The 16202-nt window shown below is 68.9% G+C and carries 15 protein-coding genes; 14 read left to right on the top strand and 1 reads right to left on the bottom strand.

From position 1 onward, the window contains the following. Window positions 1–9: 9 nt before the first annotated feature. The 14 genes from GAA2_RS13035 (at window position 10) to GAA2_RS12970 (ending at window position 14686) form a co-directional block, all read left to right on the top strand. Complete coding sequence (locus tag GAA2_RS13035; RefSeq protein WP_024497175.1) at window positions 10–798, top strand: hypothetical protein; 789 nt, start codon at window positions 10–12, stop codon at window positions 796–798. 160 nt (window positions 799–958) lie between these two features. Then, complete coding sequence (locus GAA2_RS13030; RefSeq protein ID WP_006436344.1) at window positions 959–1438, top strand: helix-turn-helix transcriptional regulator; 480 nt, start codon at window positions 959–961, stop codon at window positions 1436–1438. A gap of 73 nt (window positions 1439–1511) precedes the next feature. After that, window positions 1512–2366 (top strand): acyl-CoA thioesterase, encoded by an 855-nt coding sequence (locus GAA2_RS13025; RefSeq protein WP_024497174.1) that lies wholly within the window; start codon window positions 1512–1514, stop codon window positions 2364–2366. After that, complete coding sequence (gene pdxT, locus GAA2_RS13020; RefSeq protein WP_024497173.1) at window positions 2363–2983, top strand: pyridoxal 5'-phosphate synthase glutaminase subunit PdxT; 621 nt, start codon at window positions 2363–2365, stop codon at window positions 2981–2983. Before GAA2_RS13025 ends, pdxT begins: the two co-directional genes overlap by 4 nt. 138 nt (window positions 2984–3121) lie before the next feature. Then, window positions 3122–3877, top strand: coding sequence for a YebC/PmpR family DNA-binding transcriptional regulator (locus GAA2_RS13015; RefSeq protein WP_006436341.1), 756 nt, complete (start codon window positions 3122–3124; stop codon window positions 3875–3877). 109 nt (window positions 3878–3986) lie between these two features. Next, window positions 3987–4556: a crossover junction endodeoxyribonuclease RuvC gene (gene ruvC / locus GAA2_RS13010; protein WP_006436340.1), complete on the top strand. Its 570-nt coding sequence runs from the start codon at window positions 3987–3989 to the stop codon at window positions 4554–4556. Continuing rightward, a complete protein-coding gene (gene ruvA, locus GAA2_RS13005; RefSeq protein WP_024497172.1) occupies window positions 4553–5146 on the top strand; it encodes a Holliday junction branch migration protein RuvA in 594 nt (197 codons plus the stop codon). The genes ruvC and ruvA overlap by 4 nt, the downstream gene beginning before the upstream one ends. Continuing rightward, window positions 5146–6234, top strand: a complete 1089-nt coding sequence (gene ruvB / locus GAA2_RS13000; RefSeq protein WP_024497171.1) for a Holliday junction branch migration DNA helicase RuvB — start codon at window positions 5146–5148, stop codon at window positions 6232–6234. The genes ruvA and ruvB overlap by 1 nt, the downstream gene beginning before the upstream one ends. Before the next feature lie 183 nt (window positions 6235–6417). Continuing rightward, window positions 6418–6804, top strand: coding sequence for a preprotein translocase subunit YajC (gene yajC, locus GAA2_RS12995; RefSeq protein ID WP_024497170.1), 387 nt, complete (start codon window positions 6418–6420; stop codon window positions 6802–6804). 189 nt (window positions 6805–6993) lie between these two features. Then, on the top strand, window positions 6994–8688 hold the full coding sequence (gene secD / locus GAA2_RS12990; protein WP_024497169.1) for a protein translocase subunit SecD: 1695 nt from the start codon (window positions 6994–6996) through the stop codon (window positions 8686–8688). Then, entirely contained in the window at window positions 8685–9893 is a 1209-nt protein-coding gene (gene secF, locus GAA2_RS12985; protein ID WP_024497168.1) for a protein translocase subunit SecF, read from the top strand. The genes secD and secF overlap by 4 nt, the downstream gene beginning before the upstream one ends. 10 nt (window positions 9894–9903) lie before the next feature. Then, complete coding sequence (locus tag GAA2_RS12980) at window positions 9904–11619, top strand: ABC transporter substrate-binding protein (protein WP_024497167.1); 1716 nt, start codon at window positions 9904–9906, stop codon at window positions 11617–11619. Window positions 11620–11659: 40 nt separating this feature from the next. Next, a complete protein-coding gene (locus GAA2_RS12975) occupies window positions 11660–12235 on the top strand; it encodes an adenine phosphoribosyltransferase (protein ID WP_024497166.1) in 576 nt (191 codons plus the stop codon). A 75-nt stretch (window positions 12236–12310) separates the two neighbouring features. Beyond that, on the top strand, window positions 12311–14686 hold the full coding sequence (locus GAA2_RS12970; protein WP_024497165.1) for a RelA/SpoT family protein: 2376 nt from the start codon (window positions 12311–12313) through the stop codon (window positions 14684–14686). Between the two features lie 375 nt (window positions 14687–15061). Here the strand turns inward: GAA2_RS12970 and GAA2_RS12965 are convergent, their stop codons facing one another. Beyond that, window positions 15062–15982: a peptidylprolyl isomerase gene (locus GAA2_RS12965; protein ID WP_024497164.1), complete on the bottom strand. Its 921-nt coding sequence runs from the start codon at window positions 15980–15982 to the stop codon at window positions 15062–15064. Between the last annotated feature and the right edge of the window lie 220 nt (window positions 15983–16202).

Below are 16202 nucleotides of genomic sequence, written 5' to 3'. Positions count from 1 at the left end.
GGCGATCTGATGAATACAGGTCACGACCCCTCGGTGCACGACCACCCCGGGACTCCGAGTGCCTCCGAGGGCGCCGACACCGGGATGGACGCCGGCGCAACCTATGTCGAGTACTGCGGCGAACGGATCGCACTCGATGCCGAGCGGCGCTTCTTCATCGGGCGCGAGGCCGATCTGTCCATCGATGACAACCCGTATCTCCACCGCCGATTCCTGGTGGTGCACAACGAGAACGGGCTGTGGTGGCTGACCAATCTGGGCACCCACCTGTCGGCGAGCGTCTCCGCGGGCGACGTCGGCTTCTCGGCCACGCTCGGCCCGGGCGCGCGGATGCCGCTCGTGTTCGGCGAGACGACCATCGTGTTCACCGCCGGACCCACCACCTACGAGCTGAGCGTGTTCGCCCGTGCGCCGCAGGTGAAGTCGGTGACGCGCCCGGAGTTCAGCGGCGGCCACACCACCCAGGGCGTTCCGACCCTGACCGAGAGCCAGAAGCTGCTGATCGTCGTGCTGGCAGAGGAGATACTGCGCCGCGAGGGGACCGGCGCCTCGGCGATCCCGTCCTCGGCACAGGCGGCGCGGCGCCTGGGCTGGCCGCTGACCAAGTTCAACCGCAAGCTCGACAACGTCTGCGACAAGCTCGACCAGCTCGGCGTCAGCGGAATGCGCGGCGGTGGTGGCAAACTCGCCAGCAACCGCCGGACCAAGCTCGTCGAGTACGCGGTGTCCTCGCGCATCGTGACCCGCGAAGACCTCCCGCTCATCGACGCCGAGGCGGCGAGGAACGCCGCCGGCTGATGCCGACCGTCTGACCTGCGGTCATGGCATGGGTAGTTCTCCCCATGCGGTGGGGAGTTCTCCCCATCGACCGGGACGCGAAACGCTCATAATCTTCAACTCATCGCCGGAACGACCCGGCACCGACCATCCGGTTCGATTGAGTGAAGAGGAAGCACACATGACTGCGATCGCCCACCCGGCCCCCCAGCACCTGCGCCAGATCAACGCTCGACGCGACGCCGAGGCGCAGGCCCGCCGGCAGGAGGCTCTGGCCCGTCTCGCAGCCCGCCGGATGCCGCTTCCCGGACAGGTCTCCCGCCAGAGTCAGCCCGGACTCGGCCACCGCGCGGGTCACCCCCACCTGCACCGCGTCGCCTCGCCGATGCCGGTCGCGGAGAGCGCGGTGAAGGTGGAGACCTCCACCGGTCGCGCCAAGCCGAACCTCACCTCCCGCGAGGTCGAGGTGCTCCGGACCTGGATGCTCGTCGACTCCAAGCCCGCCGTCGCCCAGGAGCTCTACATCTCGCTGGGCACGGTCAACACCCATCTGACCCGGATTCGCGCCAAGTACGCCGAGATCGGTCGTCCCGCACCCACCAAGGCGTCGCTCGTCGCCCGCGCCATCCAGGACGGGATCATGACGCTCGACGAGCTCTGACGCCGACGTCCGGACCGGGGAACTCTGTGGTCCGGCCTCCGGCCGGGTCGCCCGGTGCGGAATACTGGTCTGCGTGGCAGCCATCGAGGACATACTCCAGGTCGAGCGGATCGAGACCGACATCTACCGGGGTGGTGCGTTCCCGAGTCACCTCCAGCGCACCTTCGGCGGACAGGTTGCCGGACAGGCGCTGATGTCCGCGACGCGCACGGTCGACGCCGACCACCACGTCCATTCGCTGCACGGATACTTCCTGCGGCCCGGTGACCCGGACATTCCCGCCGTGTTCCTCGTCGACCGCGTCCGCGACGGTCGTTCCTTCGTCACCCGGCGGGTCACCGGAATCCAGCGCGGCGAGGCGATTTTCACGATGTCGGCCTCCTTCCACGTCCGCACCGACCAGGGCTATGAACACCAGGACCGCATGCCACCGGTCCCGGACCCCGAAGAACTCAACGACCGCCTCGACGAGCTCGCGGAGGAAGAGCGAGCGGTGTTCAAGGAGTGGCGCAACTTCGACCTCCGCATCGTGCCGCCCGAGAAAATGGTGACCTCGCCCTATTTCGCTGCGCAGCAACGGGTCTGGTTCCGTTATCGGCATCCGCTGCCCGCCGACACGGTGTTCCACGTGGGGACGCTCGCCTACATGAGTGACATGACGCTCCTCGGGTCGTCGCGGGTGCCCCACCCCGAGGTCAACCCTCAGGTCGCCTCCCTGGACCACGCGATGTGGTTCATGCGCCCGTTCCGCGCCGACGACTGGTTGCTCTACGACCAGACCTCGCCGTCTGCCGACGGCGGCCGCGCCCTGACGCAGGGCCGCATCTTCGACCGGCAGGGACGCATGGTCGCGGCCGTCACGCAGGAGGGACTCGCGCGCACCGGTCGCGAGATGCCCGAAGATCAGCACGCCCGGACCGATCGGTGAGCGCCGGATCGCGACCGCGGATCGGGGTTCTCGCGCTACAGGGTGACGTGCGCGAGCACGTCCACGCCCTGCAGGCCAGCGGTGCCGACGCCCTGCCCATCCGCAGGCGGGCCGAACTCGACGAGATCGACGGCATCGTCATCCCGGGCGGGGAGTCGACGACGATGAGCAAGCTGCTCGGCATCTTCGATCTCTTCGATCCACTCGTCGAGCGCCTCTCCGACGGACTGCCGGCCTACGGTTCTTGCGCGGGCATGATCATGCTCGCCTCCACCATCCTCGACACCCGTCCCGACGCGCGGCACCTCGACGCCCTCGACATCACGGTGCGCCGCAACGCCTTCGGTCGTCAGGTGGAGAGTTTCGAGACCGATCTCGACTTCGCCGGCATCACCGATCGCGTCGGCGCCCCGGCGATGCGCGCGGTCTTCATCCGGGCGCCGTGGGTCGAGTCGATCTCGCCCGACGTCGAGGTTCTCGCCCGGGTCCCACGGGGTCCGGCCGAGGGGAGGATCGTCGCCGTACGCCAGGGGAAGGTGCTCGCGACGTCGTTCCATCCGGAAGTGACCGGCGACCGTCGTGTACATGAATACTTCGTGGAGATGGTGCGTCGGTAAGATCGTGCCGAACCAGCGATAGTGCAAGCGCCTGCGGCAGGAGTCGGCAGGTAGAGGAACGCCGGATGTGGGGCTCGTGGGCCCGGCAGCGTGCCGCGGGCACCCCCCGCCGCGCACCGGCACCGGGAAAGGACGGACATGAGCGGCCATTCCAAATGGGCCACCACCAAGCACAAGAAGGCGGTCATCGATGCCAAGCGCGGCAAGATGTTCGCCAAGCTCATCAAGAACATCGAGGTGGCGGCACGTACCGGCGGTGGTGACCCGGCCGGCAACCCGACTCTCTTCGACGCCATCCAGAAGGCGAAGAAGTCCTCGGTGCCCAACGACAACATCGAACGCGCCCGTAAGCGCGGCGGTGGTGAAGAGGCGGGCGGCGCCGACTGGCAGACCATCATGTACGAGGGCTACGGCCCCAACGGCGTGGCGATCCTGATCGAGTGCCTCACCGACAACCGCAACCGCGCCGCCGGTGAGGTCCGCACCGCGATGACCCGCAACGGCGGCAACATGGCCGACCCGGGCTCGGTGTCGTACCTGTTCACCCGTAAGGGCGTCGTCACGCTCGAGAAGAACGGCCAGTCCGAGGACGACGTCCTGATGGCCGTGCTCGACGCCGGTGCCGAAGAGGTCACCGATCTCGGGGACACCTTCGAGATCGTCAGCGAGCCGACCGACCTGGTCGCGGTGCGCAGCGCCCTGCAGGACGCGGGTATCGACTACGACTCGGCCGAGGCCAGCTTCCGCGCATCGGTGGAGGTCGCCGTCGATGCCGACGGCGCGCGCAAGGTCTTCAAGCTGATCGACGCACTCGAGGACTCCGACGACGTGCAGAACGTCTACAGCAACGTCGACATCAGCGACGAGGTCCTCGCCGAGCTCGAGAACGACTGATCGCCCACCGCCTTCACGAGGGCGTGTTGATCATCGGAGTTGTCCCCGCGCCCCGATAGGATCTCGAACAACTGTTCGTAACACTGTTCGGATTCCTGGGAGGGTACGAGTGCGCGTCATGGGCGTCGATCCGGGTCTCACCCGGTGCGGTATCGCACTGGTGGAGTCGGGTCGTGGGAGGTCGGTGACCGCACTCGACGTGGACGTGGTGCGCACGCCGAGCGACATGGAACTGGCCGAGCGTCTGCTGGCCGTCTACACCTCGGCGTGTCACTGGCTCGATGTCCATCAGCCCGATGTGGTCGCCATCGAACGGGTCTTCGCGCAGAACCAGGTGTCGACCGCGATGGGTACCGCGCAGGCCGGCGGCGTGATCGCGCTCGCGGCGAGCCAGCGTGGCGTACCCGTACGCTTCCACACGCCGTCGGAGGTCAAGGCCGCCGTCACCGGCAGCGGTCGCGCGGACAAGGCGCAGGTCACCGCGATGGTCACCCGGATTCTCGGCATGCAGACCAAGCCGAAACCCGCCGACGCCGCGGACGCACTCGCGCTCGCGATCTGTCACTGCTGGCGCGGGCCCATGATGGAGCGGATGGCCGCCGCGCAGAAACAGGCCGACGCGGCCGCCGCGAAGCACCGTCAGCGGCTCGCCCAGGCACGAGAGGGGAGTCGCGCATGATCGCGTCAGTCCGCGGTCCGGTTCTCGAGATCGCCCTCGACCATGCCGTGATCGACTGTGCCGGAGTCGGTTACCGGGTGCTCGCGACCCCGGTGACGTTGTCGCGGCTGCGGCGCGGCGACGAGGCGACGCTTCTCACCTCGATGATCGTCCGCGAGGACTCGATGACGCTGTACGGGTTCACCGAACCCGACGCCCGCGCGCTGTTCGCGCTGCTGCAGACGGTGACCGGGGTCGGTCCGCGGCTGGCGATGGCGACTCTCGCAGTCCTCGAGCCGGAGGCGTTACGTCGCGCACTCGCCGACTCCGACACCAAGGCGCTGACGTCGGTGCCCGGCATCGGCAAGCGCGTCGCCGAACGACTCTGCGTCGAACTCCGGGACAAGGTCGACCGGCCGGCGGGCGACACGTCGGCCGGCACCGTCGTCGCCGGCGGAATCCGCGAACAGGTCGCCGAGGCGCTCGTCGGCCTCGGCTTCACCGCCGGCCCGGCCGAGAAGGCGGTCACCGCGGTGCTCGCCGAGAATCCCGACGCCGACGCCTCCACCGCGCTCCGCCGCTCGTTGGCGCTGCTGGGCAAGGCCTCGTGATGACGGGCGACCCCGACGACCTCGAGGAACGCGAGGTCAACGCGACACCGGTCCGTTCCGACGGTGACCTCGACGCAGGCCTGCGTCCCCGGTCGCTGGCCGACTTCATCGGTCAACCGCGCGTCTGCGAACAGCTCGAGCTCGTCCTGCACGGGGCGAAGGGACGCGGCGGGACCCCCGACCACATCCTGCTGTCCGGTCCACCGGGACTCGGCAAGACCTCGCTCGCCATGATCATCGCCTCGGAGATGGGCGCCGCGATCCGCGTGACGTCGGGACCGGCGCTCGAACGCGCCGGTGACCTCGCCGCGATGCTGTCGAATCTCGTCGAGGGTGACGTCCTGTTCATCGACGAGATCCACCGCATCGCCCGGCCGGCCGAGGAGATGCTGTACCTCGCGATGGAGGACTTCCGCGTCGACGTGGTGGTCGGCAAGGGGCCGGGCGCCACGTCGATTCCGCTGGACGTCGCCCCGTTCACCCTGGTCGGCGCCACCACCCGCTCCGGCTCGCTGACCGGCCCGCTGCGCGACCGCTTCGGGTTCACCGCGCACATGGAGTTCTACGACCCGGCCGAACTCGTCCAGGTCCTGAACCGTTCCGCGGGAATCCTCGGCATGGGACTGCGTCCCGACGCCTCGGAGGAGATCGCGCGCCGCTCGCGCGGCACGCCCCGCATCGCCAACCGTCTGCTTCGCCGTGTCCGTGACTACGCCGAGGTCCGCGGTGACGGCTCGATCACCGTCGACGTCGCCCGGGCCGCGCTCGCGGTCTACGACGTGGACGAACTGGGCTTCGACCGCCTCGACCGGGCCGTCCTCGACGCTCTGATCCGGGCGTTCGGCGGGGGACCGGTCGGGGTCTCGACGCTCGCCGTGGCGGTGGGCGAGGAGCCCGCGACCGTCGAAGAGGTCTGCGAGCCCTTCCTCGTCCGCGCGGGGATGATCGCCCGCACGCCGCGTGGCCGGGTCGCCACCGCAGCGGCGTGGCATCACCTCGGTCTGACGCCGCCCGCCGGCGCGATGAACGCGTCCTTCGGCGCCCGGCCCCGCGACATCGGGACGGACCCGCTGTTCGACGAGCTGTGACCCCCACCCGCGCTGCGTGACGTCGCCGCATGTGACGCGGGGCACCACCTGCGGGGATGATCTTGCCGGCGGACGTGGCACACTGTGTGGAGCACAGCGTGGCCGTTGCCGCCTCACGCCCGTCGGCGCGGGGCGGTGGTCCACGCGGTACACCCCGAAAACACAAAGGACTGACTCTCACCCATGGACGCTCTGCTCTTCCCCCTCTTGCTGGCCCTTCTCGCCGGCTTCATGTTCTTGTCGATGCGGAAGCAGAAGAAGCGCATGGCCGAGATGCAGGACATGCAGAACTCGGTGTCCACGGGTGCGCGTATCCAGCTGACCTCCGGCCTGTACGGCACCGTCATCGACGCCACGTCGTCGGATTTCGTCGATGTGGAGATCGCCACCGGCGTGATGACCCGCTGGAACCGCCTCGCGATCATGCGCGTCATCCCCACCGACGAGGCCGCCGCCACCTACGCGGGCCACACCGCACCCGAGGTCGAGTACGACGACTACGCCGACCACTCGGACTCGGTGAGCCTGGACAAGCCGTCGTCCGACGACGCGCGCGACACCGACAAGTAATCCCCGCGCAGCGCCGCGCCGTCCAACGGCATGGCGCCTCCTGCCCACCTCCCGCGCAACGCCTGTCTTGCTGAGGTCTGCGTGCCGCGCTGTGATCTCGGCGCGCGCACGCAGACCTTCGGAGTCGGTGGGTCATGCGGTCCCAGCATCCTCGGCCGGTTGACGTTCCCAAAGGAGACCTGAACAGCTGTGACTACTCCTCGTTCGACTGCAAAGGCGGACAAGCCCGCCGGCAAGCGGTCGCGACCGAGTCGAGAGATCCCGCCGTGGCGTCCGCTCGTGGCCTTCCTCGCGCTCCTCGCCGTCGTGTACGGGCTGATCTACTTCACCGGTCCCCAGACGCTCGAACCCAAACTGGGCATCGACCTCCAGGGCGGAACCCGGGTGACGCTCACCGCGCGCACCGAGGACGGCAAGGAGCCGACGCGGCAACAGCTCGACCAGGCCAAGCAGATCATCGAGCAGCGTGTGAACGGGCTCGGTGTGTCCGGCTCCGAGGTCGTCGTCACCGGCAACAACCTCGTGATCACGGTGCCCGGCGAGGACGGCGCGCAGGCCAAGTCGCTGAGTCAGACCGCGCGGCTGTACGTGCGGCCGGTGGTCGGCGCCACCGCGGCGACCCCGCAGCCGCCGAAGCCGGAGGACCAGACCGCGAAACAGGCCGACGCGATGCCCACCGAGGTGGCCGCGGCGGCGATCGCCGAACAGCGCAAGCTCCGCCAGGCCCCCGGCGACGCCAAGCAGGAACAGCTGGTGCCGCTGCAGGAGCAGATGGCGAAAATGGACTGCTCGCCGACCGCCAACGACCCCCTCCGGGGCAACGACCTGCCCGACCAGTACCTGGTGGCCTGTTCCACCGACGGCAAGGAGGTCTACCTCCTCGGCCCGCAGATCATCGACGGTCGCGACATCAAGGACGCGTCCGCCGGCACCGATCCGCAGACCGGTGAGTGGGTCGTCACCCTCGAGTTCAAGGGCAAGGCGGCGGACTTCTGGCCCAAGTACACCGCGCAGGAGGCCCCCAACCGCACGCAGACCGCGTTCACCCTCGACTCGGCGGTCGTCTCGGCGCCGGCGATCAACGAGCCGATCCCCGGTGGCCAGACCCGCATCAGCGGCAGCAGCGCCGACCCGTTCACCGAGAAGTCGTCGAACGAGCTCGCGAACGTGCTGAAGTACGGCTCGCTGCCCCTGTCGTTCAATGCCTCCGATGCCGAAACCGTCTCGGCGACACTGGGTCTCTCGTCGCTGAAGGCAGGTCTGCTCGCCGGCGCGATCGGTCTCGTCGCGGTGTTGATCTACGCGCTGGCCTACTACCGGATGCTCGGCCTCCTGACGACGCTGTCACTGGTGCTCGCCGGTGCGATGGTCTACGGCATCATCGTGCTGCTCGGACGCTGGATCGGGTTCACGCTCGACCTCGCCGGCATCGCCGGTCTGATCATCGGTATCGGTATGACCGCGGACTCGTTCGTCGTCTACTTCGAACGCATCAAGGACGAGATGCGCGAGGGCCGGAGTTTCCGTTCGGCCGTGCCACGCGGTTGGGCCAGCGCCCGCCGCACCATCTGGTCGGGTAACGCGGTCAGCTTCATCGCCGCCGCGGTGATCTACATCCTCGCGATCGGCGAGGTGCGCGGCTTCGCGTTCACGCTGGGCCTCACCACGATTCTCGACGTCATGGTCGTCTTCCTGGTGACCCACCCACTGGTGGTCTACGCCAGCCGGTCGGCGTTCCTGTCCAAGCCGAGCGTCAACGGCCTCGGCGCGGTCACCGAGGTGGCCCGCGAGCGAAAGGTCGCAGCCCGCCGCCAGGCCGAGGCCACCGGCACCGAAGCGGCCCGCGTCGACGCGTCCACCAGCGAGAAGGGGACTGTGCGATGACCCGTCCGGACAACCCGAACAAGGACGCGCGGGAGACCACCGGCACCACGGTCGCCGAACCGCCGGCGCCGTCCACCGGGACCGACGCCGACTTCGTCTCCGACACCCGGCGAGGGTTCTTCGCCCGGCTCTACACCGGCACCGGCGCCTTCGAGATCGTGGGCAAGCGGAAGACCTGGTACATCGTCACCGCCGTGATCATGCTGATCTGCCTGGCGTCCATCGCCATCCGCGGGTTCACCTTCGGCATCGACTTCGAGGGCGGCACCCAGATGTCGGTCCCCGTCGTCTCGTCGGAGGTCACCGCGGACTCGGTCGAGAAGGTCGTCGCCGAGGCCCTCGGCGAAGAGCCCGAATCGGTCCAGACCGCGGGCGCCGGCGACAGCGCCACCGTGCAGGTGCGCACCGAGACCCTCGACATCGCCCAGGCCGAGGCGGTCACGCGCGCGCTCGCCACGGAGTTCGGTCCCGAGCTGGCACCCAACGAGGTCAGCATCTCCGACGTCAGTTCCACCTGGGGCCGTGAGATCACCGAGAAGATGGTTCTCGCGCTCGCGGTGTTCCTGGTCATCGTGTTCGCCTACATCGCCGTCCGGTTCGACCGGGAGATGTCGATCGCGGCCATGGCATCGCTGTTCTTCGACATCGTGTGCACCGCGGGTGTCTACTCGCTGGTCGGCTGGGAGGTGACGCCGGCGACGGTGATCGGCCTGCTGACCATCCTCGGCTTCTCGCTGTACGACACGGTCGTCGTGTTCGACAAGGTCGCCGAGAACACCCGCTCGGTCCTGCAGACGACGCGTCGTACCTACGGCGAGCAGGCGAACCTCGCCATCAACCAGACCCTGATGCGATCGATCAACACGACGATCATCTCGGTGCTGCCGATCATCGCCCTGATGGTCGTGGCGGTGTGGCTGCTCGGGGTCGGCACGCTGAAGGACCTCGGCCTGATCCAGCTCGTCGGCGTCGTGGTCGGCGCCTACTCGTCGATCTTCCTCGCCGCGCCGCTGCTGGTGACGTTGAAGGAACGCCGTCCGGACGTCGCCCGGCACACCACGAAGGTGATGAACCGTCGTGCCGGGATCACGTCCGGCGCCGGCTCGACCGACACCGAGCGGCCGGTGCGTCGTCGCCGCGGCGCGGCCGACACGGACGACACCGACCGGGCGGTACCGACCGGCAAACGCCGTCGCAACCGCTAGTCTCACCGACGTGATCGTCAGGCACCGGGAGTTCATCAGGGTCCTGAGCCTGCTCGTCGGGGTCGTCACGGGCGCGGGCGTCCTGACGGCGTGCGGGGACGACGGGCCACCGACCCTCGACTACGTGGTCGACGCCCACGTGACCAGCTACAACGCGAACACCGTGGACGGCAACGCCGACGGAGTGATCATGGCGACCAGTCGCCTCCTGCCGGGTTTCAGCCTGCTCGGACCCCGGGGGCAGGTCATCCCGGACCGCGACGTCGGCACCGTGACCCGGATCCCCGGACGCGCCACGGCGCTGCGGTACGAGTTCACCCCCGAGGCCGCCTTCACCGACGACGTCGCCCTCGACTGCGACGACCTGGTGTTGGCGTGGGCAGCGATGAGTGGGCGCTTCCCCGGTTTCACGCCGGCGACGACGGCCGGGTACCGCGACATCGAGAAGGTGGAGTGCGCGCCCGGCGCGAAGTCGGCGACGGTGACGTTCGCGCCAGGACGTGAGTACCGCGACTGGCTGTCGCTGTTCGGCGCGGGCACGTTGCTGCCCGCCCACGTGGTGGCCCGCGAGGCCGGAGTCGCCAACGTCGTCGACCCCATCCGGGCGATGGACCGCGGTGCGCTGGCCCGCATCGCCACCGCCTGGAACACGGGCTTCGATCTGACCTTCGGTCCGGTCGACCATGCGCGGTTCCCGGCCTCCGGGCCCTACCGCATCGACCGCTACTCACGGTCGGGCGGACTCGTCCTGATCCCCAACGAATCGTGGTGGGGCGACAAGCCCGAGACCTCGCGCATCGCGATCTGGGGCCGCGGCACCGATTCGGCGCGCCGCCTTCCCGACGGGAAGTTCGACATCGTCGACGTCACCGCGGGAATCGTGGAGGGTGACATCGCCGGCACACCCGGCGCGGACGGACCGGCCTCACCCGCCCGGGCGCTCGGCGTGGAACAGGTCGTGCTCGCGGGACGAGGCGTCTTCGGGGACGTGCGGATGCGGCAGGCCTTCGCCTCCTGCGTTCCGCGTGCCGACCTCGCCCGTGACTTCTCCGGCGGCGCCCAGGTGTGGAATCTGCGCGTGCTCGCACCCGCCGACAACCTCGCCGGGCCGATGAACACCGAGTTCGGCCGCGCCTACCAGCGCCCGGATCTCGAACGGGCACGGACGCTGCTGCGCGCCGCGACCGGTCAGGGCGCGGGGGACGGGACATCGACGACCTCGGGTCTGCAGCCGCGTCGTGTCCGCATCGGGTACGTGGCGCCGACCCTGCGGTGGCAGCAGATGGTGGCGGCCATCGCGGCGTCCTGCCGGGAAGCCGGATTCGTCGTCGAGGATGTCGCCACGCCCGACGTGCAACCAGAATCACTGGGCAAGGATGTCGATGCCCTGATCACCGCCGGGGGAGACTCCTTCGCCGCATCCGGCGCCGCGGACCCGAGCCGGGACGCCTACACGCTGCGCGGCGGTGACCCGCTCAACCTCTCCGGCACCGGGGGCCCTCAGGTCAGTCGTGGGATCGACCAGTTCGCGGTCACCGTGTCCGTACCCGACCGGCTCCGTCTGGTCCGCTCGATCGAGAACGCGAGCTGGTCGTCGATGCCGTCGATCCCCCTGTTCGCCGCGCCGCGCATACGGCAGTGGAAGGATCAGGTGGGTGGCGTCGCGGCCGGACTCAGTCGCGCAGGCACCGGGTGGAACATGGATCGATGGACGATCGGCAAATGACGGTCGAGTGGCAGTGCAGACAAGCGGTAGGGGAGAACTGATGGGTGGCGTGGTACCCGAACGGACCGCGGAAGCGGTGGCACGTGCCCAGGCGGCGATCGCCCGGCACACCCGCCTCGTCGACGACTTCCCGAGCGCCGGGATCGCCTTCAAGGACCTGACACCGGTCCTGGCCGACGCGGAGGGATTGTCCGCGATCGTCACGGCCCTGACCCACGGCTGCGGCGCGATCGACCTCGTCGCCGGCATCGACGCACGCGGCTTCCTCCTCGGTGGTGCGGTCGCCCGCGAACTCGAGGTCGGGGTGCTCGCGGTGCGCAAGGGCGGCAAGCTGCCGCCTCCGGTGCACGCGGTCAGCTACAGCCTCGAATACGGCAGCGCGACGCTGGAGATCCCCGCCAACGGTCTCGACCTGAGCGGGCAGCGCGTCCTTCTCGTCGACGACGTGCTGGCCACCGGCGGTACCGCGGTGGCCGCTGCGGGTCTGCTCAGCCGGGCCGGGGCGAGTGTCACCGGCGTCGCGGTGATCATGGAGCTCGTCGGGCTCGGCGGGCGCGACACGATCGCTCGCGGGCTGGGCCCAGAGGTGCCCGTCCACTCGGTGGCGCTCGACTGACGGTCGCGGGTGACCGAGGATCTAGACTCGATTGAGACCACGACAGGACACGGACCATACGGAGGAGGACCGGCGATGCCCGATGAATCCGGCACGGCTGAGCGCTCCGTGACTCCCGCGGCCGACTCGTCTGCCTCGCCGGTCGGCGAGGGCACCGGACCCGGCGTCCCCACCGCGACGTCGACCTCGACCTCGCCATCCGCCTCGCGGCGCGTGCGCGCCCGTCTGGCCCGCCGCATGACCGCCACCCGCAGCCAGGTCCGGCCGGTCCTCGAGCCCCTGGTCACGCTGCACCGCGAGATCTACCCGAAGGCCGACGTCGCCCTGCTGCAGCGGGCCTACGACGTCGCCGAGGAGCGCCACAGCGGACAGAAACGCAAGTCCGGCGACCCGTACATCACCCATCCGCTGGCGGTCGCGACGATCCTCGCCGACCTCGGCATGGACACCACCACCCTGATCGCCGCACTGCTGCACGACACGGTCGAGGACACCGGCTACTCGTTGCAGGCGCTCGAACGTGACTTCGGCCCCGAGGTCGCCCATCTCGTCGACGGCGTGACCAAACTCGACAAGGTCGCGCTGGGCAGTGCCGCCGAGGCCGAGACCATCCGCAAGATGATCATCGCGATGGCCCGCGACCCGCGTGTCCTCGTGATCAAGGTCGCCGACCGGCTCCACAACATGCGGACGATGCGCTTCCTCCCGCCGGAGAAGCAGGCGCGCAAGGCGCGCGAGACGTTGGAAGTCATTGCGCCGCTTGCGCATCGGCTCGGTATGGCGACCGTGAAGTGGGAGCTCGAGGACCTCTCGTTCGCGATCCTGCATCCCAAGCGCTACGAGGAGATCGTGCGTCTGGTCGCCGACCGCGCCCCGTCGCGTGACACCTACCTCGCGCGGGTGCGGGCCGACATCAACAACGCGTTGTCCGCGGCGCGGATCCACGCGACGGTCGAGGGGCGTCCCAAGCACTACTGGTCGATCTATCAGAAGATGATCGTCAAGGGACGCGACTTCGACGACATCCACGACCTGGTCGGCATGCGCATCCTGTGCGAAGAGGACCGTGACTGCTACGCCGCGGTCGGCGTCGTCCACTCGCTGTGGCAGCCCATGGCGGGACGCTTCAAGGACTACATAGCCCAGCCGCGCTTCGGCGTCTATCAGTCGTTGCACACCACCGTGATCGGGCCCGAGGGCAAGCCGCTCGAGGTGCAGATCCGGACGCACGAGATGCACCGGACCGCCGAGTTCGGCATCGCCGCGCACTGGCGCTACAAGGAGAACGGCTACCGGAAGTCGGGCAAGAAGTCCGACACCACCGAGATCGACGACATGGCGTGGATGCGCCAGCTGCTCGACTGGCAGCGTGAGGCCGCCGACCCCGGTGAGTTCCTCGAATCGTTGCGGTACGACCTCGCGGTCCGGGAGATCTTCGTCTTCACGCCGAAGGGCGACGTGGTCACCCTCCCGGCCGGTTCGACGCCGGTCGACTTCGCCTACGCGGTCCACACCGAGGTCGGTCACCGCTGTATCGGTGCCCGCGTCAACGGCCGGCTGGTCGCGCTCGAACGCAAGCTCGAGAACGGCGAGGTGGTGGAGGTGTTCACCTCCAAGGCGCCCACCGCCGGCCCGTCGAAGGACTGGCAGACCTTCGTGGTGTCGCCGCGGGCCAAGGCCAAGATCCGCCAGTGGTTCGCCAAGGAACGCCGCGAGGAGGCCCTCGAAGCCGGTAAGGATGCGATCGCCAAGGAGGTCCGCCGCGGCGGACTTCCGTTGCAGCGCTTGCTGTCGGCGGAGTCGATGGCGGCGATCGCCAAGGAGCTGCGGTACACCGACGTCACCGCGCTGTACACGGCGGTGGGGGAGAATCATGTCTCCGCACGGCATGTCGTCAACCGGCTCGTGGCATCTCTGGGTGGTATCGAGGACGCGGAGGAGGCGCTCGCCGAGCGGTCCACACCGTCGACGATGCCGACCCGCTCGCGTCAGGGCGGGGATGCCGGCGTGGTCGTCGACGGCGTCGACAACGTGGTGATCAAACTCGCCAAATGTTGTACGCCCGTACCAGGCGACGACATCATGGGCTTCGTCACCCGCGGCGGCGGTATCAGCGTGCACCGCACGGACTGCACCAATGCGACCTCGCTCCAGCAGCAGTCGGAACGGATCCTCGACGTGTCGTGGGCGCCGTCCCCGGAGTCGGTCTTCCTCGTCGCCATCCAGGTCGAGGCCCTCGACCGTCACCGCCTGCTGTCCGACGTCACCAAGGTGCTCGCCGACGAACGCGTCAACATCCTCTCGGCGTCGGTGACCACCAGCCGCGACCGCGTGGCCATCAGCAAGTTCACCTTCGAGATGGGCGACCCCAAGCATCTCGGCCACGTGCTCAACGTGGTCCGCAACGTGGAGGGCGTCTACGACGTCTACCGCGTCACCTCGGCGGCGTGACCTCGATACGCGGCGTCCTCGCTACGCTCGGTCGACGCTACTCGGCCAGCGGGGCGCTGGTTGAGCCGGCACCGAGCGCGGCGAGGAACCCTCCTGCTGGTTGAGCCGGCACCGAGCGCAGCGAGGAACCTCCCTGCTGGTTGAGCCGGCACCGAGCGCAGCGAGGAACCTCCCTGCTGGTTGAGCCGGCACCGAGCGAAGCGAGGAACCCTCCCGCTGGTTGAGCCGACACCGAGCGAAGCGAGGAAACCTCCCGCTGGTTGAGCCGGCACCGAGCGCAGCGAGGAGCCGTGTCGAAACCACAGATCCCGTTGCGTCTTGTCCCGGTAGCCGGGCCAGAACGCAACGGGATCTGTGTCGTCGGAGCCGGTTTCGCTAGTCGATGACCGCGGTCTCGATCGTCACCGGGAGCTTCGGCTTGCCGTCGCCGGGTTGGCTGCCGGCCGGGCCGGGGGTGATGCCGCCGGCGTAGACCTTGTCCAGCACGGCGAGGCCGGGCTCGTCGACCTTGCCCACGATGGAGTAGTCGGGACCTAGTTCGCTGTCGTTGATCACGATGAACAACTGGCTGGACCCGGTGTTCGGGTTCTGCCCGCCCTGGCTGCTGTTGGCGATCGCCACCGTGCCGCGCGGGTAGACCACCGGCTGCGATCCGCTCATCGGGTCGGGCTGTCCGACCTTCTTCAGGTCGGTCGGTGGCTCGTCGGGGCTGGTCCAGCCGGGCCCGCTCATGCCGGTGCCGGTCGGGTCGCCGCACTGCAGGATCTTCAGCTTGTCGCTGGTGGTCATGCGGTGGCAGGTCGTGTCGTCGTAGAACTTGTTCTCGATCAGCGAGGTGACCGCGGCGACATTGCACGGGGCGCTGTCACGTTCCAGTGTGACCGGCAGGACACCCTGGGTGGTCGTGAAGGTGGCCTGCTCGGTGCCGGACTTCAGGACCTTGTCGTCGGGCTTGGGGGACTTGCGCTCGTTCTTCGCCGCCGCCTTCAGCTCGTCGAGTTCGGCCTGGTACTGCGGCTTCTGATCGGCCGGCACGGTGTCGGGAACCTGGTCGGGGAGCTGGTCGAACCGGCTCGGCGAGTCCTCGAACGCGCAGGTGGTCCAGCGTGCGGCCTCCCGGTCGTCCATGATCTTCTTCACCACGACGGCGGTCACGCCGGCGACGACGGCGACCACGACGGCGGTCGAGACCGAGGCGATGACGATCTTCCGCTTGCGCCGTGCGAGACGCTCGGTTTCGAGGCGTTCCTCGAGCTTCCGCTTGGCCGCCTCGCGGCGCTCCTCATTGGTGGTCACGCGGGTGGATCCTCCTGAATCCCGGCATAGTCTGCCGACGATCTGCGCGGACGTCACTTACTCGAGAGGCAAGTGTGCCAGTTGTACCTGAGAACAGCGTTCAGTGGGTGGTGGAGTGGGGTGTCGCGGCACGCGTGCCAGCGCGACCGCACCGCCTGTCGGCCGCCGTGGGCAGCTAGGACACAATGGAGGGACCCGCGACCCGATCCGAGACCCTCGA

The organism is Gordonia ajococcus (assembly GCF_012974285.1).
Lineage (GTDB): Bacteria > Actinomycetota > Actinomycetes > Mycobacteriales > Mycobacteriaceae > Gordonia > Gordonia amicalis.
This window is presented reverse-complemented; position numbering and strand designations above follow the sequence as displayed.